The organism is Citrobacter sp. Cm038, from assembly GCF_030333105.1.
GTDB classification, from domain to species: Bacteria; Pseudomonadota; Gammaproteobacteria; order Enterobacterales; family Enterobacteriaceae; genus Citrobacter; species Citrobacter murliniae.
Genome location: NZ_JAOWGO010000016.1, coordinates 1173421 through 1190581, shown reverse-complemented (window position 1 = coordinate 1190581; position 17161 = coordinate 1173421). Strand labels below are relative to the sequence as shown.

11 protein-coding genes are annotated in these 17161 nt (G+C 50.8%); 6 read left to right on the top strand and 5 right to left on the bottom strand.

All coding sequences use genetic code 11. The features are described from left to right. Nucleotides 1–70 precede the first annotated feature (70 nt). The 6 genes from OGY01_RS07920 (at nucleotide 71) to OGY01_RS07895 (ending at nucleotide 6291) form a co-directional block, all read left to right on the top strand. The gene (locus tag OGY01_RS07920; protein WP_286492799.1) at nucleotides 71–1648 is read left to right on the top strand and encodes a methyl-accepting chemotaxis protein; all 1578 of its coding nucleotides are present in this window, start codon (nucleotides 71–73) and stop codon (nucleotides 1646–1648) included. Nucleotides 1649–1710: 62 nt separating this feature from the next. Continuing rightward, complete coding sequence (gene glsB / locus OGY01_RS07915; RefSeq protein ID WP_045442746.1) at nucleotides 1711–2637, top strand: glutaminase B; 927 nt, start codon at nucleotides 1711–1713, stop codon at nucleotides 2635–2637. Then, nucleotides 2637–2996 carry a DUF4186 domain-containing protein gene (locus OGY01_RS07910; RefSeq protein WP_048221475.1) on the top strand — a complete coding sequence of 120 codons (360 nt, stop codon included), beginning with the start codon at nucleotides 2637–2639 and terminating at the stop codon, nucleotides 2994–2996. Before glsB ends, OGY01_RS07910 begins: the two co-directional genes overlap by 1 nt. Before the next feature lie 80 nt (nucleotides 2997–3076). Further along, the gene (locus OGY01_RS07905; RefSeq protein WP_045442748.1) at nucleotides 3077–3604 is read left to right on the top strand and encodes a GNAT family N-acetyltransferase; all 528 of its coding nucleotides are present in this window, start codon (nucleotides 3077–3079) and stop codon (nucleotides 3602–3604) included. Between the two features lie 106 nt (nucleotides 3605–3710). After that, entirely contained in the window at nucleotides 3711–5162 is a 1452-nt protein-coding gene (locus tag OGY01_RS07900) for a tagaturonate reductase (RefSeq protein WP_286492797.1), read from the top strand. 214 nt (nucleotides 5163–5376) lie between these two features. Continuing rightward, nucleotides 5377–6291 (top strand): bestrophin family protein, encoded by a 915-nt coding sequence (locus OGY01_RS07895; protein ID WP_045442753.1) that lies wholly within the window; start codon nucleotides 5377–5379, stop codon nucleotides 6289–6291. 8 nt (nucleotides 6292–6299) lie between these two features. On the opposite strand, the gene OGY01_RS07890 is transcribed toward OGY01_RS07895, so the two are convergent. From OGY01_RS07890 to OGY01_RS07875, 5 genes are all read right to left on the bottom strand, one after another. Further along, nucleotides 6300–6677 (bottom strand): GFA family protein, encoded by a 378-nt coding sequence (locus tag OGY01_RS07890; protein WP_045442757.1) that lies wholly within the window; start codon nucleotides 6675–6677, stop codon nucleotides 6300–6302. Between the two features lie 162 nt (nucleotides 6678–6839). Further along, on the bottom strand, nucleotides 6840–7598 hold the full coding sequence (gene tam / locus OGY01_RS07885; RefSeq protein WP_048221472.1) for a trans-aconitate 2-methyltransferase: 759 nt from the start codon (nucleotides 7596–7598) through the stop codon (nucleotides 6840–6842). Between the two features lie 145 nt (nucleotides 7599–7743). After that, nucleotides 7744–8016: a hypothetical protein gene (locus tag OGY01_RS07880; protein ID WP_286492796.1), complete on the bottom strand. Its 273-nt coding sequence runs from the start codon at nucleotides 8014–8016 to the stop codon at nucleotides 7744–7746. Between the two features lie 36 nt (nucleotides 8017–8052). Then, the gene (locus tag OGY01_RS23670; RefSeq protein ID WP_223306989.1) at nucleotides 8053–8229 is read right to left on the bottom strand and encodes a YnfU family zinc-binding protein; all 177 of its coding nucleotides are present in this window, start codon (nucleotides 8227–8229) and stop codon (nucleotides 8053–8055) included. 218 nt (nucleotides 8230–8447) lie between these two features. Beyond that, nucleotides 8448–17036: a glycoside hydrolase family 94 protein gene (locus tag OGY01_RS07875; protein ID WP_286492795.1), complete on the bottom strand. Its 8589-nt coding sequence runs from the start codon at nucleotides 17034–17036 to the stop codon at nucleotides 8448–8450. Nucleotides 17037–17161 lie beyond the last annotated feature (125 nt).

Sequence of the window (17161 nt, the reverse complement as noted above, 5' to 3'; positions counted from 1 at the left end):
TATTTCTGCCATGTTTCTGTCATTTACTCTGCGTACACTCGCGTTTAACGCTTTGATACAGAAGAGTATTATGAACTTAATGCAAATTTTTCGTCGCCTTGTTTCCCGTCAGTTTGGTCTGTTAACCGGTATTTTCTGCATTATTACGCTGTTCTCTGTTTTGCAGGTGGCGACTTCGTTAATGCTTTCCGATTCTGTCACTGATGCTCAACATAATGAGCAACGTAATCAATTAGCGCTTTTGCAGCAGGCGAAGGTCGATGAGGCGAGGGTTGCGCTATTGTCCGCCAGCGATTTGCTTAACCGCGCCGGGGTCTATTTTATGCAGGACGCCGCTACCGGTTCGGAGGGGAGTTGGCGCCCGCTAATGGAGGAGGCGTATCGCGCACTGACGCAGTCAAAAAATGCCTGGGATTCCTGGATCAGCCTGAACCCTCATCAGGATCCTGAACTGATGACGAGTTATCAGCGCTTTTATAGCGGAATTCAGGAACAGGCGGATGGACTGATGCAAACCAATTCTATTGATGCGTTTTTTGCCGTTCCTGCTCAGGCGTTTCAGACGGATTTTAACGAAAACTATGCACGCTTTCAGAAAGATGGCGGACGGCGAGTTGAAGCCGGGCGGCAGCAACTTCTGACCAGTCTCGAAGGGTTGCAGCATCTTTTTTTATTTATCCCTGTCGTGCTGGTAGTCATTGCGATTCAGGTCTGGTGGGGAATGTCCCGCTGGGTTATCACTCCTTTACGGCAGCTAATAGATCATATTGATATTCTGGCGGCGGGCGATCTTTCCCGGCCGACGCCAGTTGTGAGCCAGTTTAATCGTGAGGTTTCACAGCTAAGCTCACGAATTGATGCAATGCAGCAGGGATTGCGTGTGTTGGTGCAGCAAGTTAATGATGCCACAACATCAATGGTGGGGAATATCAGCCAACTTGCGCAAAATAATAAGCAGTTGTATCAGCAGTCGGCAAAACAAAGTGAGGAACTGAATTCCGTCACTTCGCATATTTCGTTTCTGGAAACTCATGTGGAAGATAACAGTGGTTTTGCCCAACTGGCTAATCAGCGTGCTGTGCAGGCTCGGGATATCGCTGCTGGTGGCGATCGCATGATGGCAACGGTAAACCAGTCAATGCAGGCTATTGTGGCCCGGTCATCAGAAATGCGTGGAATTATAACGCTTATCGACACTATCGCTTTTCAGACGAAAATTCTGGCGTTAAATGCGGCCATTGAAGCGGCGCACGCCGGGGAGCAAGGGCGTGGGTTTGCGGTAGTTGCAAAAGAGGTTGGATTGTTGGCGCAAAAAAGTAGCCAGTCTACGCAGAATATTCAGGCGTTGATTCATCATTCCTTACTGGGGATTGAAGAGGGGTTCAATGCGGTTAACGTGCTGGATGAGAATTTACATCAGGTTATCTCATTAGTGGAAAACCTGGGGGATTTACTGAATGATATTTCAGGTGCGACCCTCAATCAGGGGAGCAGTATTCATCAGTTGACCAGCCAGTTGCAGTCGCTTAACCGTGCTGCCATGCAAACCAGTGAACTGGTGAATGCTGCATCTGAATCGTCCCTGCAACTGCATAATGATTCCCATCAGTTAATGCAGGCCGTTGCCAGATTCCGTCTTCCGGTCTGACGCTGTGTATTCAGCTCTGTTATACTCGCAGGCCTTTCAGACCTGCGAGCAAGGAGCATGTTGTGGCCAGGGCCATGGACAATTCAATTTTAGAGACCATTGTGCAGCAGGTTCGCCCGCTGATTGGTCAGGGTAAAGTCGCTGATTACATCCCCGCATTAGCTTCCGTCGATGGTTCAAAACTGGGCATTGCCATTTGTACCGTTGATGGTCAGCACTATCAGGCGGGCGATGCGCAGGAGCGTTTTTCTATTCAGTCAATCTCGAAGGTGCTCAGCCTTGTCGTGGCGATGCGTCATTATCAGGAAGAAGAGATCTGGCAGCGTGTAGGCAAGGATCCCTCAGGACATCCGTTTAATTCTCTGGTTCAGCTTGAAATGGAACAGGGGATACCACGCAATCCCTTCATCAACGCCGGAGCACTGGTGGTCTGCGATATGCTGCAAGGCCGTCTAAGCGCACCGCGCCAGCGCATGCTTGAAGTCGTTCGGGCGCTTAGTGGCGTTTCGGATATTGCCTATGATGCGACGGTCGCCCGCTCGGAGTTTGAGCATTCGGCCCGCAATGCAGCGATTGCCTGGCTCATGAAATCCTTTGGTAATTTTCACCATGATGTCACTACTGTTCTGCAAAATTACTTCCACTACTGCGCGCTTAAGATGAGTTGCGTGGAGCTGGCGCGTACCTTCGTGTTTTTGGCCAATCAGGGTCATGCCTTTCATCTTAATGAGCCGGTGGTCACGCCACTGCAGGCCCGGCAGATTAATGCACTGATGGCGACCAGTGGTATGTATCAGAACGCAGGTGAATTTGCGTGGCGGGTAGGACTTCCGGCGAAATCCGGCGTCGGCGGTGGAATTGTAGCGATTGTGCCACATGAGATGGCGATTGCAGTCTGGAGTCCGGAACTGGATCCCGCGGGAAATTCACTGGCAGGGATCGCAGTACTGGAACAGTTAACCCAACAACTGGGGCGTTCAGTTTACTGATGATTTCGCTTGATCCTCTTTTTTCCCGACTGGCGAAGTCGACATTTCGTTCACGGTTTCGCCTTGGTGAGAAAGAAAGGCAGTACTGCAGAGATAAAGGTGCGCCGGTTATTGAACAACATGCTGCAGACTTTATTGCTAAACGACTGGCACCGGCATATCCCGTTAATGATGGCAAGCAAACACCGATGCGTGGACACCCGGTGTTTATCGCCCAACATGCCACGGCAACTTGCTGTCGCGGGTGTCTGGCAAAATGGCATGATATTCCCCAGGGACAACCGCTGAGCGCAGAGCAGCAACGTTACGTTGTCACGGTAATTTATCACTGGTTAGTGATCCAGATGAACCAGCCATAGATAACATAATCCTATGATACGACTCCTTGTGTTGTGCAGATGTTAAACGCAGTATGAAGGAGTCTATCTAAGGAGCATAAATGGTTACCTGTAAACCCTGTTTTGTGCTGAGCGCGGATCAGATTCTGAAGAGAATCAATGAGCTTGGCGATATCCTTGAGCTGTGCGTGAATGACGGCGCATCCGTGAGTTTTGTTTACCCCTTTAATCGTGATAAATCGCTGCCTTTCTGGGCGAGCGTTGCGCAAAGCGTTACCCGTGGAGAAAGAATCGTTCTTGTTAGCGAAAATTCGCAGGGAACGCTGGTTGGTACAGTTCAACTCATTATCGATCAACCTGAAAACCAACCTCACCGTGCCGATGTCGCCAAATTACTGGTACATCCGTCAGCGCGACGTAGCGGTGTTGCCAGGGAATTGATGAATGCGCTTGAGGACTGCGCACGTCAACAACATAAATCGCTGCTGGTACTCGATACAGCTACGGGCAGTGGCGCTGAGTTGTTCTACCACAATTGCGGTTGGCAAAAAGTAGGGGTCATACCTGACTATGCACAAATGCCTGATGGGGCGCTGACCGGGACCACACTTTTCTATAAAACTCTCTAATTTGTCGCCGGGGATTGATCAAAACAGGGTTTCAATGTATTAAAGTTTGCTAACCTATTGGACCAATTCAATCAGGTTGTATGACTAATCAAAAAGGGAACCCATTGTGCAAACACTAAATCGTCGCGATTTTCCCGGTGCTCACTATCCTGAACGTATTATTCAGTTTGGTGAAGGAAACTTCCTGCGCGCCTTTGTTGACTGGCAAGTTGATCTGCTGAATGAGCATACCGATCTGAATTCCGGTGTGGTCATTGTTCGTCCTATCGAAAGTACATTTCCGCCTTCACTGAGCACACAGGATGGTCTCTATACCACAATCATTCGCGGTCTGAATGAAAAAGGAGAGGCCGTTAGCGAGGCGCGTTTAATTCGCTCAGTTAACCGTGAGATCAGCGTCTATAGCGAATACGATGAGTTCCTGAAGCTGGCGCATAATCCTGATATGCGCTTTGTTTTCTCCAACACAACTGAAGCCGGTATTAGTTACCATGCGGGTGACAAATTCGACGATGCACCGGCGGTGAGCTACCCGGCAAAACTGACCCGTCTGCTTTTCGAGCGCTACACCCATTTCGATGGGGCGCTGGATAAAGGCTGGATCATCATTCCTTGTGAGCTGATTGATTACAATGGCGATGCGCTGCGTGAATTGGTGCTGCGTTACGCTCAGGAATGGGAATTGCCAGAAACGTTTGTGCAATGGCTGGATCAGGCAAACGCATTTTGTTCCACGCTGGTGGACCGTATTGTGACCGGTTATCCGCGTGATGAAGTCGCGAAGCTTGAAGCGGAGCTGGGTTATCACGATGCCTTCCTTGATACTGCTGAACACTTTTACCTGTTTGTTATTCAGGGGCCGAAGACATTAGCGTCTGAACTGCGTCTGGATAAATATCCGCTAAATGTGCTGATTGTGGATGACATCAAGCCGTATAAAGAGCGTAAGGTCGCAATTCTGAACGGTGCGCACACCGCTCTGGTTCCGGTGGCCTTCCAGGCTGGGCTGGATACAGTGGGTGAAGCGATGAATGATGCCGAGGTTTGCGCTTTCGTCGAAAAAGCTATCTATGAAGAGATTATTCCGGTACTGGATTTGCCACGTGATGAATTGGCTTCGTTCGCCAGTGCAGTAACGGGGCGTTTCTGTAATCCGTACATCAAGCATCAGTTGCTGTCTATTGCGCTGAACGGTATGACCAAATTCCGCACCCGTATTCTACCGCAGTTGCTGGCAGGGCAGCAGGCCAGCGGCAAACTGCCGGCGCGCCTGACGTTCGCTCTGGCGGCGTTGATTGCTTTTTATCGTGGGGAGCGTAACGGTGAGTCTTACCCGGTTCAGGATGATGCACATTGGATTGAGCGTTTTCAGCAGCTGTGGGCTCAGCATCATGACCGACAGATCAGCACCCCAGAGCTGGTAAAATCCGTTCTGGCTGTAAAAGATCACTGGGAACAGGACCTGACGCAGGTTCCCGGGCTGGTGGAACAGGTTTCTGCCGATCTGGATACGATTCTGGTGAAAGGCATGCGTGAAGCCGTAAAACCGCTTTGCTAATTTGCTGATCCAATAACCCGGCCCTGGCCGGGTTTTTCGTACTGCCTGATTAGTTACAACATACGGATGTTTCTCTTAAATCATACAGTCTGTGACGCTTGTGCTGACTGTTTCTTGCAGTGGTAGAAGTGCGGAATTAACTGTCGGGATGTGCTTGCAACATTGATCACGATCACGTTTAATGGCGCGGCTTTCACATTTTTCGAAGATAACCATGATCGTTCGACCTCAACAACACTGGCTACGCCTGATTTTTGTCTGGCACGGTTCAGTTTTATCCAAGATTTTTTCACGTCTGCTCCTGAATTTCCTGCTCTCCATCGCCGTTATTATCATGCTGCCGTGGTATACGATGCTGGGTATCAAATTTACGCTGGCGCCATTTAGCATCCTGGGCGTCGCAATTGCTATCTTTTTAGGTTTTCGCAACAACGCCTGCTATTCACGTTACGTTGAAGCCCGGCATTTGTGGGGACAGTTGATGATTGCTTCCCGATCGCTGTTGCGCGAAGTGAAAACTACCTTACCGGACGACGGCGAATTGCGGCAATTCGTTAACTTGCAAATTGCGTTTGCGCACTGTTTGCGTATGACTTTGCGCCGGCAGCCACAGTCGGAACCGCTGGTGAAATACCTCAGTGCGACAGATTTGCAGACCGTGTTTGCTTCGCAGTCCCCGGCAAACCGCATCCTGTTGCTGATGGGGGAATGGTTAGCTGTTCGCAGGCGCAGCGGTCAGCTCTCTGATATATTATTCCATAGTTTAAACAATAGGTTAAATGATATGTCAGCGGTACTGGCGGGGTGCGAACGAATTGCGAATACCCCCGTGCCGTTTGCCTACACGTTGATCCTGCATCGTACTGTTTATCTGTTTTGTATCATGCTGCCATTCGCATTGGTGGTGGATCTGCACTATATGACGCCGTTTATCTCAGTGCTTATTTCCTATACCTTTATCTCTCTCGACACGTTGGCTGAAGAACTCGAAGATCCGTTTGGCACAGAGAATAATGATTTGCCGCTCGATGCTATTTGTAATGCGATAGAAATAGATTTGCTGCAGATGAACGATGAAGCGATTGTTCCAGCTAAGCGCATGCCGGATAAGCATTATCAGCTGACGTAAAAGAGATTTCAGTTAACCTCTTTTTGCCACCATGTCGGTTGCATGTCTGTAAAAGAGTGGAACTCCGGAGCAAGATCCGCATCATTCGGATCGTCAAAACCTCCGACTAATAATGCAATGACGGGGGCGTCATCGATGGCGCCCACTGAACTTCCACACTGCTGACAAAAAGCTCTGCTGGACGTATCCGAAGAACGCCACGTCGTTGGCTTACCGGATTTGCCTGTCCATTCCACATTCCCGGCATTAAACTCAATCCATACTACTGTGGGCGCACCCGTATGCTTGCGGCAAATGTCACAGGAGCAGGTATGTGAATTATTGGGGTTGGTGGCAGTAAAACGAATTGAACCGCACAGACAACCGCCAGTGTAGATTTTTGACATGACAACTCTCGCCAGTTAAACGTTTTCAGACACTAGCAGATGAAAGGCTTTACCACTAGATTCTGATCTTAAAAAGGCGAAGGCGCGCATAATCAATAATGAGATCTGGCCTTCTCTGTATTAGCCTCTGTAATAAAGAGGCCAATATCGAATTCAATGAGGTTAAAAATCGCGTCGGGCAACAATAAACAGGCGTGGAAATGCCAGCAGGATATTACCGTTTTCCTGAAGTGGGTACTGTTCCTGTAGAAGTTCATGGTAGCGCGCCAGATAATTACGCTGTTCACTTTCACTCAGCTCCTGCAACCATGGGCGTAGCCCCGTCGAGCTGACCCAATCAATAATCGACTGATGTGACTCCATAATGTGGTAATAGGTTGTGCGCCAGATATCCACGTCGCATCCCGCTTCAGTCAAAATGTCATAATATGCATGCACACCGGGGAGCGGCGTGCGTCCCCGATCGGGATAACCCTGCTCATAGGCCACTTCACGCATCAGGACATGTGTCGGTTCCTGCCAGTTATCTGGCATTTGCACGGCAAGTACTCCGTTGTAGTTCAACAGGGATACCAGTTGTGGGAACAATTCATAGTGGTCAGGAACCCACTGCAGGGAAGCATTCGCGTAAAGCAGATCAAATGACTGTTCCGGCCGAAACTTGCTGATATTGGCTTCAACAAAGTGGCAGTCTGGCAGCGCTTTACGCGCTTCATTAAGCATGTTAGGTGATGAATCCACCCCGATGATTCTGGCCGATGGCCAGCGCTGATGCAGCAACGTCGTGCTGTTTCCCGGACCACAGCCCAGATCGACGACTGTACGTGCATTTTCTAACGCCACTCTGCTCAGTAATTCTGCCGCAGGTCTTGTACGTTCGCTGGCGTATTGCAGATAGAGCGAGGGGTTCCAGTCGGCCATGTTTGATTCTCCTGTATGGGATGGAGTCGGTCTGAATCCAGAGCAGGCTGCTGCTCTTTAAGATTACGACATAATGGCCGATCATTACGTGTATTAACCGCAAATTTCTCGTAGAGCATCAATTATTCTTGTGCTAATGGATATATTAATAATATTCAAGCAATTGCCGTCCAGATTCGTCTTCTTCAAGATATTCAAAGGAGAGAAGACGAATTTTGGTATGGTTATAAAACCATTCGTTCTCGTTTCGTTGAATAATGTCCCCAGTTTTGAAACATATGCCGGATGCTGCCCGCACGATTGCATATTTCCCATTATTAAACATAACTCTGTGGATACAAAAGGGTTGGCTGGCTTCTCCTAACAGTCGGCTGGCAATGATATCACCTTCAATAAAAACAGCTTTTCTGGTTTTCATAAGCTTTACCTTTAACTTTCAAGATTGGAATGCCTGTTAACCACCAATGCACCAGCATTCTGACGGGCGAAATAGCAGCCCGCAGGCAGGGCACTCCAGAACAGCATCCTTGCGCATTTTCCCGGCTTTTTGATCTGCTATGTGGGCACATACCGGACAGGTTACGTGTACGGGTCTTTCTTTGAATTGTCTGAGTCCATCTGTGTAAGACATAAATTAATACTCTGTAGAATGTATTATTAATTATACGCCTTTGTTTAATAATATTTGATTTATGTTGTGTATATTTAATCCAGTGCTTGAGTTTCTTCTGACAATGCAATGCAAGCAAAAAAAGAAGAGAGGATAAATCGCGATGCAGACCGCGTTTGATGTTCTCAGAGATAGTCAGCGCATTAACGGCGGACGTTAATGCGCATATTTAACGAGCTTCAGTTTTGAAGGATCTCAACAGTATGAGATTGTCCATCATCCCACAGCGAGATTCTGTCATCAGGTAGAAGAACGCCATCCAGTATGACCTGGTATTCGCCATCACCGCGCGAAACGGTGATGTAATACTCACTGTTGCCATGCTGGTAGGTCATGCTTAAAGATGGCCAACCATCCGGCAATTGAGAATGAATGGTCAAAACCGTACCGGAACGTTTTATCCCCAGCAGTTCCTCTGTTAGCAGGCGGTATGCCCAACCTGCAGAACCGGTATACCAACTCCATCCCGCACGACCGGTATGGGGCGCGATGCTGTAAACATCCGCACTCATGACATACGGTTCGGCTTTATAGATTTCGACTCCGTTTGCACTCAACGTGTGGTTTATTGGATTTATCATTGACCACAACTGCCACGCACGCGATGTATTGCCCATTCGGGCAAATGCCATCACTGCCCAGATGGCACCATGTGTATACTGTCCACCGTTTTCTCGCACGCCTGGCAGATAACCCTGAATGTAACCCGGATTAGGCCCGTGACCATCGAAAGGGGGGGTTAACAGTTTAATCAACCCGGCATCGTTATCGACCAGGTGCTTATCCAGTGCCAGCATGGCCCGCGCACTATGGTCCGGGCTGGCTGCCCCGGACAATACGGACCAGCTTTGCGCAATCGCATCAATCCGGCAATCCTGAGAGGCTTTCGATCCCAGCGGAGTCCCATCGTCAAAATATCCTCGCCGGTACCATTCGCCATCCCAGGCTGAGGACTCGAGATTTTTTTGCAGGAGCAAGGCCTGCGAACGGCACATCGACGCGACAGTGGTATCCTGACGTTGTTCCGCCACTTCTGCGAAGCGCTGCAAAATATCGTACAGGAAGAATCCAAGCCAGACGCTTTCACCTTTACCTTCAATGCCGACCCGGTTCATCCCGTCATTCCAGTCCCCGGCCCCGATGAGCGGCAGGCCATGCGGCCCAAACTGTAGCCCATGCTGAATGGCTTTTACGCAGTGTAACCACAGCGATTCTTTTGTGTCACTGATGACAGGGGTATCGTAGACAGACTCTTCCCGGGGAGGGATCGGGCGGCCCTCCAGATACGGGATTGCCAGTTCCAGCACATTCATATCTCCCGTCGCTTCTACATAGTGGCAAACAGCGAGCGGGAGCCAGAGATAGTCATCCGAACAATGTGTACGCACGCCATTGCCGTGAGGTGGATGCCACCAGTGTTGCACATCTCCCTCAGCAAACTGTCTTGAGGCACAAAGCACAATTTGTTCGCGCAGACGTTCTGGTTCAGCATGGCTCAGAGCCAGTGTATCCTGCAACTGGTCGCGAAAACCAAATGCGCCGCCGGACTGATAATAACCACTACGCGCCATCAGACGACAGGCGATTGTCTGGTATAGCAGCCAGCCATTTACCAGCAAGTTAACGGTGGTATCAGGTGTGTGAACCTCGATTTTGTCCAGCACGCTGTGCCAGTAACTGTGTACCTTGTTCAACTCCTGGCGGGCGACTTCTTCATCCAAATAACGGGCGATTGTCACCTGGGCCTGAGCCTGGGTTTCCTCTGCGCCAAGAACAAAAATAAAGGTTCGCTGGTCACCATCAATTAATGTGGTCGCAGACTGTACCGCGCCACATGGATCCAGCCCGGCACCTGTTTTTCCTGAGAGCCTGCGTAATTTTATGGCTGCCGGGTAATGCAGGGAACCATTGCGGCCAATAAACTCACGGCGATCGCCTGTCAGTGAACAATGAGGCCCGCTGACGGCGAAAAAGGCGGTACGTTCATTACCGTTGGCACCGTAAAAATTATTGGCCATCACGCCGCAGCCATCCGGGATATTCGCAGAATGCGTCACGATATGCAGGGCCGATCGGGTTCGCGATTCCCCCAAAGCCCATTCCACATAGCCGGTAACGGACAGTTTACGCGTGCGCCCCGAATTGTTGCTGAGCGTCAGGATCGCCAGTTTGACGGGCTCCAGTTCAGCGACAAGTATCGTCAACTCACTGTCTATACCACTTTCACGATGAGAAAATACGCTGTAGCCGAAGCCGTGACGGGTCAAATAATCACCCTGACCGCGTAGCGGTAACGTGGTCGGTGACCAGCAGGCACCGCTTTCTTCATCGCGCAGATAAAATGCTTCACCGCTGCGGTCGCTGACCGGATCGTTTTCCCACGGTGTTAACCGGTATTCATGCGCATTCTCATACCAGCTGTAGGCTTGTCCGGCTTCCGAGATTACGCTACCAAAACGGGCGTTTGCCAGTACGTTGGACCAGGGGGCTGGAGGGGGCGCATTTTCCCTGAGTACAATCTGATACTCACGACCGTCCTGAGAAAACCCGCCGTAACCGTTGAAGTGGCGTAACTGACTGGTATCCGGTGTCCAGTCACTGTGTTGATTGTTCCGAACCGTAGTGTGGGGAATCAGTGGCCTGGCCAGAATTTTGGTTGTATGGATCCGCTGGTTGAGCTGTTCATTAATTCCACCCGCGCGGTCATCAAGGTACAAACAGGCCACACTCATTAGAAGCTGTTTATCCTCGGCGCTCAGATGCTCACCATTACGCACAAAAATCCCGCCGGATTTATCTACCAGATTTGCTTCTGACCCGGCATAAATTAAATCCATGATCTTATTTTGCAGGGTCTGTTGGTAGCCTCCTGGGCTGTTATTCATAATAACCAGATCCACTTCCAGACCTTTCAGCCGCCAGTAGCGATGCGCCTGAATAAGCGTGGTCACCGCGTCGATACTCTCTTCGCTGACGATACTGAGCAGGACAATCGGCAGGTCGCCGGAAATCGCCCAACCCCACAGGCCAGACTGACCCCGACGGTTACGGCTGATTACCTGGCTGTCGGCGCGTAATTCCTGGCAGGGGTAAAGCACCGCACTGGCGAGGCGATTAAATAGCGAAGCATCATCTTCACTGGCGTTCATCTGGCGTAATACCACCAGGCTGTGAGACCAGGCGACTTCGAAGACGCGATCAGCGATGGGGCGATCGCGATATTTTTCCAGCAGGGCCAGGCTTTGCTGACGACTTGCGCTGATGCCATAGACGATATCAATTGTCACTGGTTGTCCAGGTTGTAACGTAATTGTATGGCGTATTGCCAGAATGGGATCCAGCACTGACCCTGAGGTATTACTGAGTGGTCCATTTAAGCCAGTGGCAAACGCATTGGCCGGATTTCTGCCGCGCCCAAGAAATTTCGCTCTGTCGGTTTCAAACGAAGCGCCTTTATGGTTATCGCCACGCACGACCATCATGTGAAACAGGCAGGGACTCTGTTCGTCCGGCGAGCGCGGACGCCTGTGACAAAGGATGGCGTCACGGTCATTATCAAGCTCGGTCTGGATAAATAAATTACTGAATGCAGGATGCGCCAGATCGCTTGCTTCAGGTGCCAGTACCACTTCGGCATAAGTGGTTAGTTCGAAGGTTCTTGGCTGGCGACCACGATGTACCAGTGTCAGTCGGCGAAGCTCAATATCATCCTCCGGAGAGACCACAACCTGTGTTCTGACGCTCACTGTGCCGAAATTGCGTCTGAATTCTGCGCCGGCATCGGTAAAAATAACTTCATCACGGCTATCACCATTACTGACAGTTGGTTGCCAGGTATTGCTCCATACTTCTTCGGTCTGCGGATCGCGGATATAGCAAAATGCCCCCCAGTTATCCCGGGTGCTATCGCTGCGCCAGCGGGTGAGGGCAATATCGTTCCAGCGACTGTACCCACCGCCGCCAGCGGTTAACATCAGATGGTAATGGCTGTTAGACAACAGCTGGACCTCGGGTACCGGACTGTCCACGTCGGTGAAAACACGCGGTTCATAGCGAACCGGTTTAACTCTTCCTTCATGAGATTCAAAATGACGGCGCGGGCTATAGAGATCGACTGCATCCGGTACGCGCTCCTGTAACAGCAGGCTTGCTGACTGGAAAGCGGTACTCGACATGAACCGGTCTGCCATTGGAGCATTAAGCAACACGTGGGCCAGTGCCTGGAATGCCATTCCCTGATGGTGCGCCATCCAGGACTGCACGATGGCATACAGTTGTCCGGTGGCGAGGCGTGATGGCGTATAGTCCAGCGCTTCATAGAAACCGTATTCGCCGCGCGCACCGTTTTTGTCCAGTTCGAGCAGATTCTCACAGGCTTTCTGTGGCGCAATCATCAGAGCCAGTAATGTGGCATAGGGGGCAACGACCATATCGTCAGCCAGCCCGCGTCTCAGACCCAGGCCAGGTACGCCAAACGCCTGATACTGATAATTATGCTGAACATCAAAAGCATGATAACCCGACTCTGACACGCCCCATGGCACACCGCGCTCTTTACCCCAGTCTATCTGGCGCTTAACCGCAGACTGGCTCATCTCATCAAGCAGACAGCCGGGCCAGGCAGGCATAACCAGATTCGGCATAAGATATTCAAACATCGAGCCGCTCCATGACATTAATGCGGTTTCATTGTCGATGGTAGTAAACAGTCGTCCCAGGGCATACCAGCTTTTGAGCGGCAGTTGGTTAGTCGCAATGGCGAGAAAACTGGTCAGACGGATTTCAGAGGGCAGGAGGTCATAGTGACTTTTATCCAGCGTATTGGTATCGCCGTTGTAGCCGACGCTGAGCAGATTGGTTGTTTCACTATAAAGGAAGGTGAAATCCATTTGCGCATGGTCGTTCAGTCGTTGCTCCAGTTCAGTGATAATGTCCAGTCTCATGCGTGCCAGGGTGATAGCCGAAGCAGGAGGCGTGCCTTCCCCGGTATGCTTCGCACGGGCAATCCAGCTCAGTGTCGGCAGCGTAGTGGTGTCATACGATGGCGGTAACCAGCCGAGCAAATGTGACCACTCATGACATACCTGAACCAGTTGATGCTCCAGATGCTCTGCCCAGCGCACCACAAGATGACTCTCTTGCTGGCACTGAGCTGTCAGATGATTACACTGGGCGCGCATTTTTTTAAGTTCACTGAACAACTGTACCGGAGGCAATGACATCGCGCTGAGGCAATGTTTGCGCAGCAGTCGCATACCGGTTGGCGTATTCTGTCCCCAATGCATCTCCAGAATAGCCATTGTGTCGTTCAACCCGGCCAGTATCTGCTCGCAGTTTAAAACCGGCTGATGACGCATAGCGGTCAGACCTTCGCGCAGAGTCAGTAAATGGCCTGCCATATTGCCGCTGTCAACGCTGGAGATATAACGTGGGCTAAGAGGCGCCAGCGTTCGGGTGTCATACCAGTTGTACAAATGACCGCGGAAGTGCTCCATTTTATCCAGCGTATCGAGAGTGAGCGTCACACGTTGTAAGACTTCGCCACCAGGCAGATAACCAAAATCCCAGGCCGTCAGGTTGGCCAGCAGAGAAAGGCCAATGTTAGTGGGAGAAGTGCGATGCGCGATTGTCGGTTGCGGTATTTCCTGGTAATTATCAGGTGGAAGCCAGTTCTCCTGCTCTGTAGCAAACGTTTCAAAAAAGGCCCATATTTCGCGGCTCGTCTGGCGTAACAACTGTTTTTGTTCCTGATTCGGTGAGAATGTTTTACGTACAGGCTGTCGGCTTAACCAGCTTAACAGCAGGGGAGTCAGACACCACGCTACGCTGACGGGTAGCGCAACGGTCAGAAGCAGTGGAGCAAAATGTGCCGTCAGAGCTGCAAAGGTCACACCGCTTGCCACATTCATCCACATCGCCCGATAAAAACGAAAAACTGAGATATGGGATTGCTGATTATCCGGGCTGTGGCTGGTCCACTGGTTGAGATTTTGGTGACTGATACCGAGGCGCCAGAGCGTCACGCCAATCGCGTACAGCGAATATCCGGCTTCATGCGGTAATAACAAAAAGTTCAACCCGATGCTGGAAAGGCGCTTTAGAGCTCCGGCCGCGACCAGCAAGAGATGTTGTCTTAACGGACGGCGAAGAGGTTTATGCAGCAGATCGTAAGTGATGCTCAACATTGTAGGCAGCAGCCATACCAGTGCCAGCACGCCAAGCCAGTAAAACGGATTGGGTACCAAAAGCACGGAGGAAAACAGCAGTGCCAGCATAGAGGGGGCTACCAGGCTGCGACGCAAATTATCGAATAGTTTCCAGTATGATAGTGCGGATAACGGGTTTTTTCCCCGGCTTCCATCCGCCTTTCTGACGCGAAGTTTTAGCCAGTTCAGCAGTTGCCAGTCGCCACGGATCCAGCGGGTGCGGCGTGCAACGTCCGACAGATAGTTGTTCGGATACTGCTCATAGAGCAAAACCTCACTCAGTAGTCCGGAACGGGCATAGCATCCTTCCAGTAAATCATGGCTGAGGACCAGATTTTCCGGGCAGGTATTGGTTGTGGCCTGGACAAAGGTATCGACATCATAAATGCCCTTGCCGACGAACGATCCTTCTCCAAAGAGATCCTGATAGATATCTGAAGACATCATTGAATAGGGGTTATTACCCGGAACGCTGCTGCGCATGGCGGCATAGCGTCCCTGGCCATTTCGTGGCATCTCTTCCGCCAGTCCGGGTTGTAAAATTCCGTATCCCTTAACGACTCTTTGACGCTGCGGATCATACTCTGGTCGATTCAGCGGGTGCGCCATCGTCGCGATCAGCTTATGTGCAGTATCGCGTGGCAGAACGGTATCGCTGTCCAGGGTGATGACATATTTAATGTGCCGTGGTAACAAATGGGCGGGCATGTCTGCCACGCTGGAAAATTGTGTTGTGGGATGGCGTAACCAGGTGTTCAGTGATGCCAGTTTGCCGCGCTTACGTTCATAACCCATCCACACACCTTGAGTGGGATTCCATTCAGGTTTTCGGTGCAGCAAATAAAAGCGCGGACGGCTGGCAGGATAGCGCTGGTTTAGCTCCTGCGTCTCTGCGATTGCCAGGTTTAACAGGTCGCTGTTACCTTCAGTATTTTCAAGTGTGGAGTCTGCAAAATCGGTAAGAAGGGCAAAGCAGAGGTTTTTATCCTGATTGCCGAGCCAGCACACTTCAAGACTGGTGAGCAGTTTGCTGATACTTTCATGGCGGGTCAGCATACAGGGAATAACCACCATTGTGGCGCAATCATCGGGGCTCCCGGCTGAAAAATCCATCCGTGGCAGCGGGCGAGGGATTCGAAAACGTGTCGTCGCCTCGCTCAGCAGATCGCTCACTAACTGGCTGACAGCCACAATTAACGGCAATGCCATAGCGATTAGCAACCATCCCATTCCCTGCAGCGCCGTATCGTGCAATATAGCGGCTGTTGTTGCCGTGGTCAGCAGGCTCAGGCTACCCAGCCAGGACAGCAGGGGGATTTTATTGAAACTGTGCCGCAGGCGTATGAGTCCAGGTGTGTCAGCCGACAGTTGAATTTCCAGTTTCTGGCGTCCTTCACCTGCCAGATAATAGCCAATATGATGACCGGGCGTTTCGGGCTCCGCTTCCTGAGAAAGCAAGAGCACTCGGTTGGCCACTTCCAACTCACTGAAGTGACTGTCTCGCGCCAGAATTTCAATAACATGGCGGTAATGATCCCGTGTATCAAAGTGCATTCTGGAATAAATGGCAGCAGGGTCAAGACGTAAGGTCTGTTCAACCACGCTTATCGTCTCGACAAAATCTGCCCAGTTAGTTTCACTTAGTAATCGTAAACCGGCGATGCTGTTACTGACAGAAAGCTGACTGGCAGCAAGCTGTTGATTGAAGCTATGAATTAGCTCATCGGTAGTGACACCCTGTTCAGCCAGGCGCTGCTCAACCCAGGTCAAAGGTAACGCCAGTGCATTACCATGTCCCTGCAGACGACGGACCAGTTCTGCGACAAATGCACTACTCAACGGTGGGCGTGAGCGCGCCATATCGGCAATCACCAGGATTAAATCTGCAGGGGCGTTCTCCGCACACTCGAAAATCCGTGTTATCCAGCTATCTGCCAGGCTACGTTCTTTCTGCGCCTTAACGACTTCCATACTGACGCGACGCAGGTTTTCGATCAGGGCCAGTCGCAACATACCCGGTAAAGCCCAGACTTCCCCTAATGTTAGCGGTGTCACCTGTTGGTAGGCTGAGATATAGCTGGTCATGCTGGCGGTATCCCAGCGTCCGTCGCCATGCGCAATCGCCTCTGACGCTACATCGTATATGCGCGGGCAATTATGGGGAGATGTCAGAGAAGGAAGGCCTTTGCCGAAGCTTTTCGGCAAGTGCTGGCGAACGATACGGATTTGTTCCTCAATCAGATAGTAGTTGTCCAGTAACCACTCTCCGGCGGGCATAATGCTGTTTTTTTTCCCTGCATTCAGCTCATAGCAGTTTTGCGTGATCACGGCTTCATTATCACCAAGACGTTTGAGCAAATAGTAAGGCAGCTTGTCCGGTGATAATTTATGTGTGCGCGCAAGCTTTTGACCGTATCGTTCCATCTGAGGCGTCGAAAACAGCTCTGAACGCAGGTTATTATTATTGTCAGCGGTAGGATCATTAGCCGGAAACGAAACATGTCCGGAGGTATTCGTCAGGATTCGGGAGCGGCTAAACCACGCCCTGGGGTTCATTTTCATAGCGTTGCTCTGATGCGACATAGCGCGCAAGAGCAGTTGCGAAATCAGTTCAGAAACGTTCTCTCAGGATGGGCGTAAGGCATCAGGGATTTAACAACTGCTGGTGTATGTCTAAGTATAGAACA

Bases quoted from the DNA above. Each gene is read 5' to 3' on its own strand.
- OGY01_RS07910 (WP_048221475.1), top strand. From the start codon at position 2,637: ATGATTTCGCTTGATCCTCTTTTTTCCCGACTGGCGAAGTCGACATTT.
- OGY01_RS23670 (WP_223306989.1), bottom strand. From the start codon at position 8,229: ATGTCTTACACAGATGGACTCAGACAATTCAAAGAAAGACCCGTACAC.
- OGY01_RS07905 (WP_045442748.1), top strand. From the start codon at position 3,077: ATGGTTACCTGTAAACCCTGTTTTGTGCTGAGCGCGGATCAGATTCTG.
- OGY01_RS07890 (WP_045442757.1), bottom strand. From the start codon at position 6,677: ATGTCAAAAATCTACACTGGCGGTTGTCTGTGCGGTTCAATTCGTTTT.
- OGY01_RS07920 (WP_286492799.1), top strand. From the start codon at position 71: ATGAACTTAATGCAAATTTTTCGTCGCCTTGTTTCCCGTCAGTTTGGT.
- OGY01_RS07875 (WP_286492795.1), bottom strand. From the start codon at position 17,036: ATGAAAATGAACCCCAGGGCGTGGTTTAGCCGCTCCCGAATCCTGACG.
- OGY01_RS07880 (WP_286492796.1), bottom strand. From the start codon at position 8,016: ATGAAAACCAGAAAAGCTGTTTTTATTGAAGGTGATATCATTGCCAGC.
- OGY01_RS07895 (WP_045442753.1), top strand. From the start codon at position 5,377: ATGATCGTTCGACCTCAACAACACTGGCTACGCCTGATTTTTGTCTGG.
- tam (WP_048221472.1), bottom strand. From the start codon at position 7,598: ATGGCCGACTGGAACCCCTCGCTCTATCTGCAATACGCCAGCGAACGT.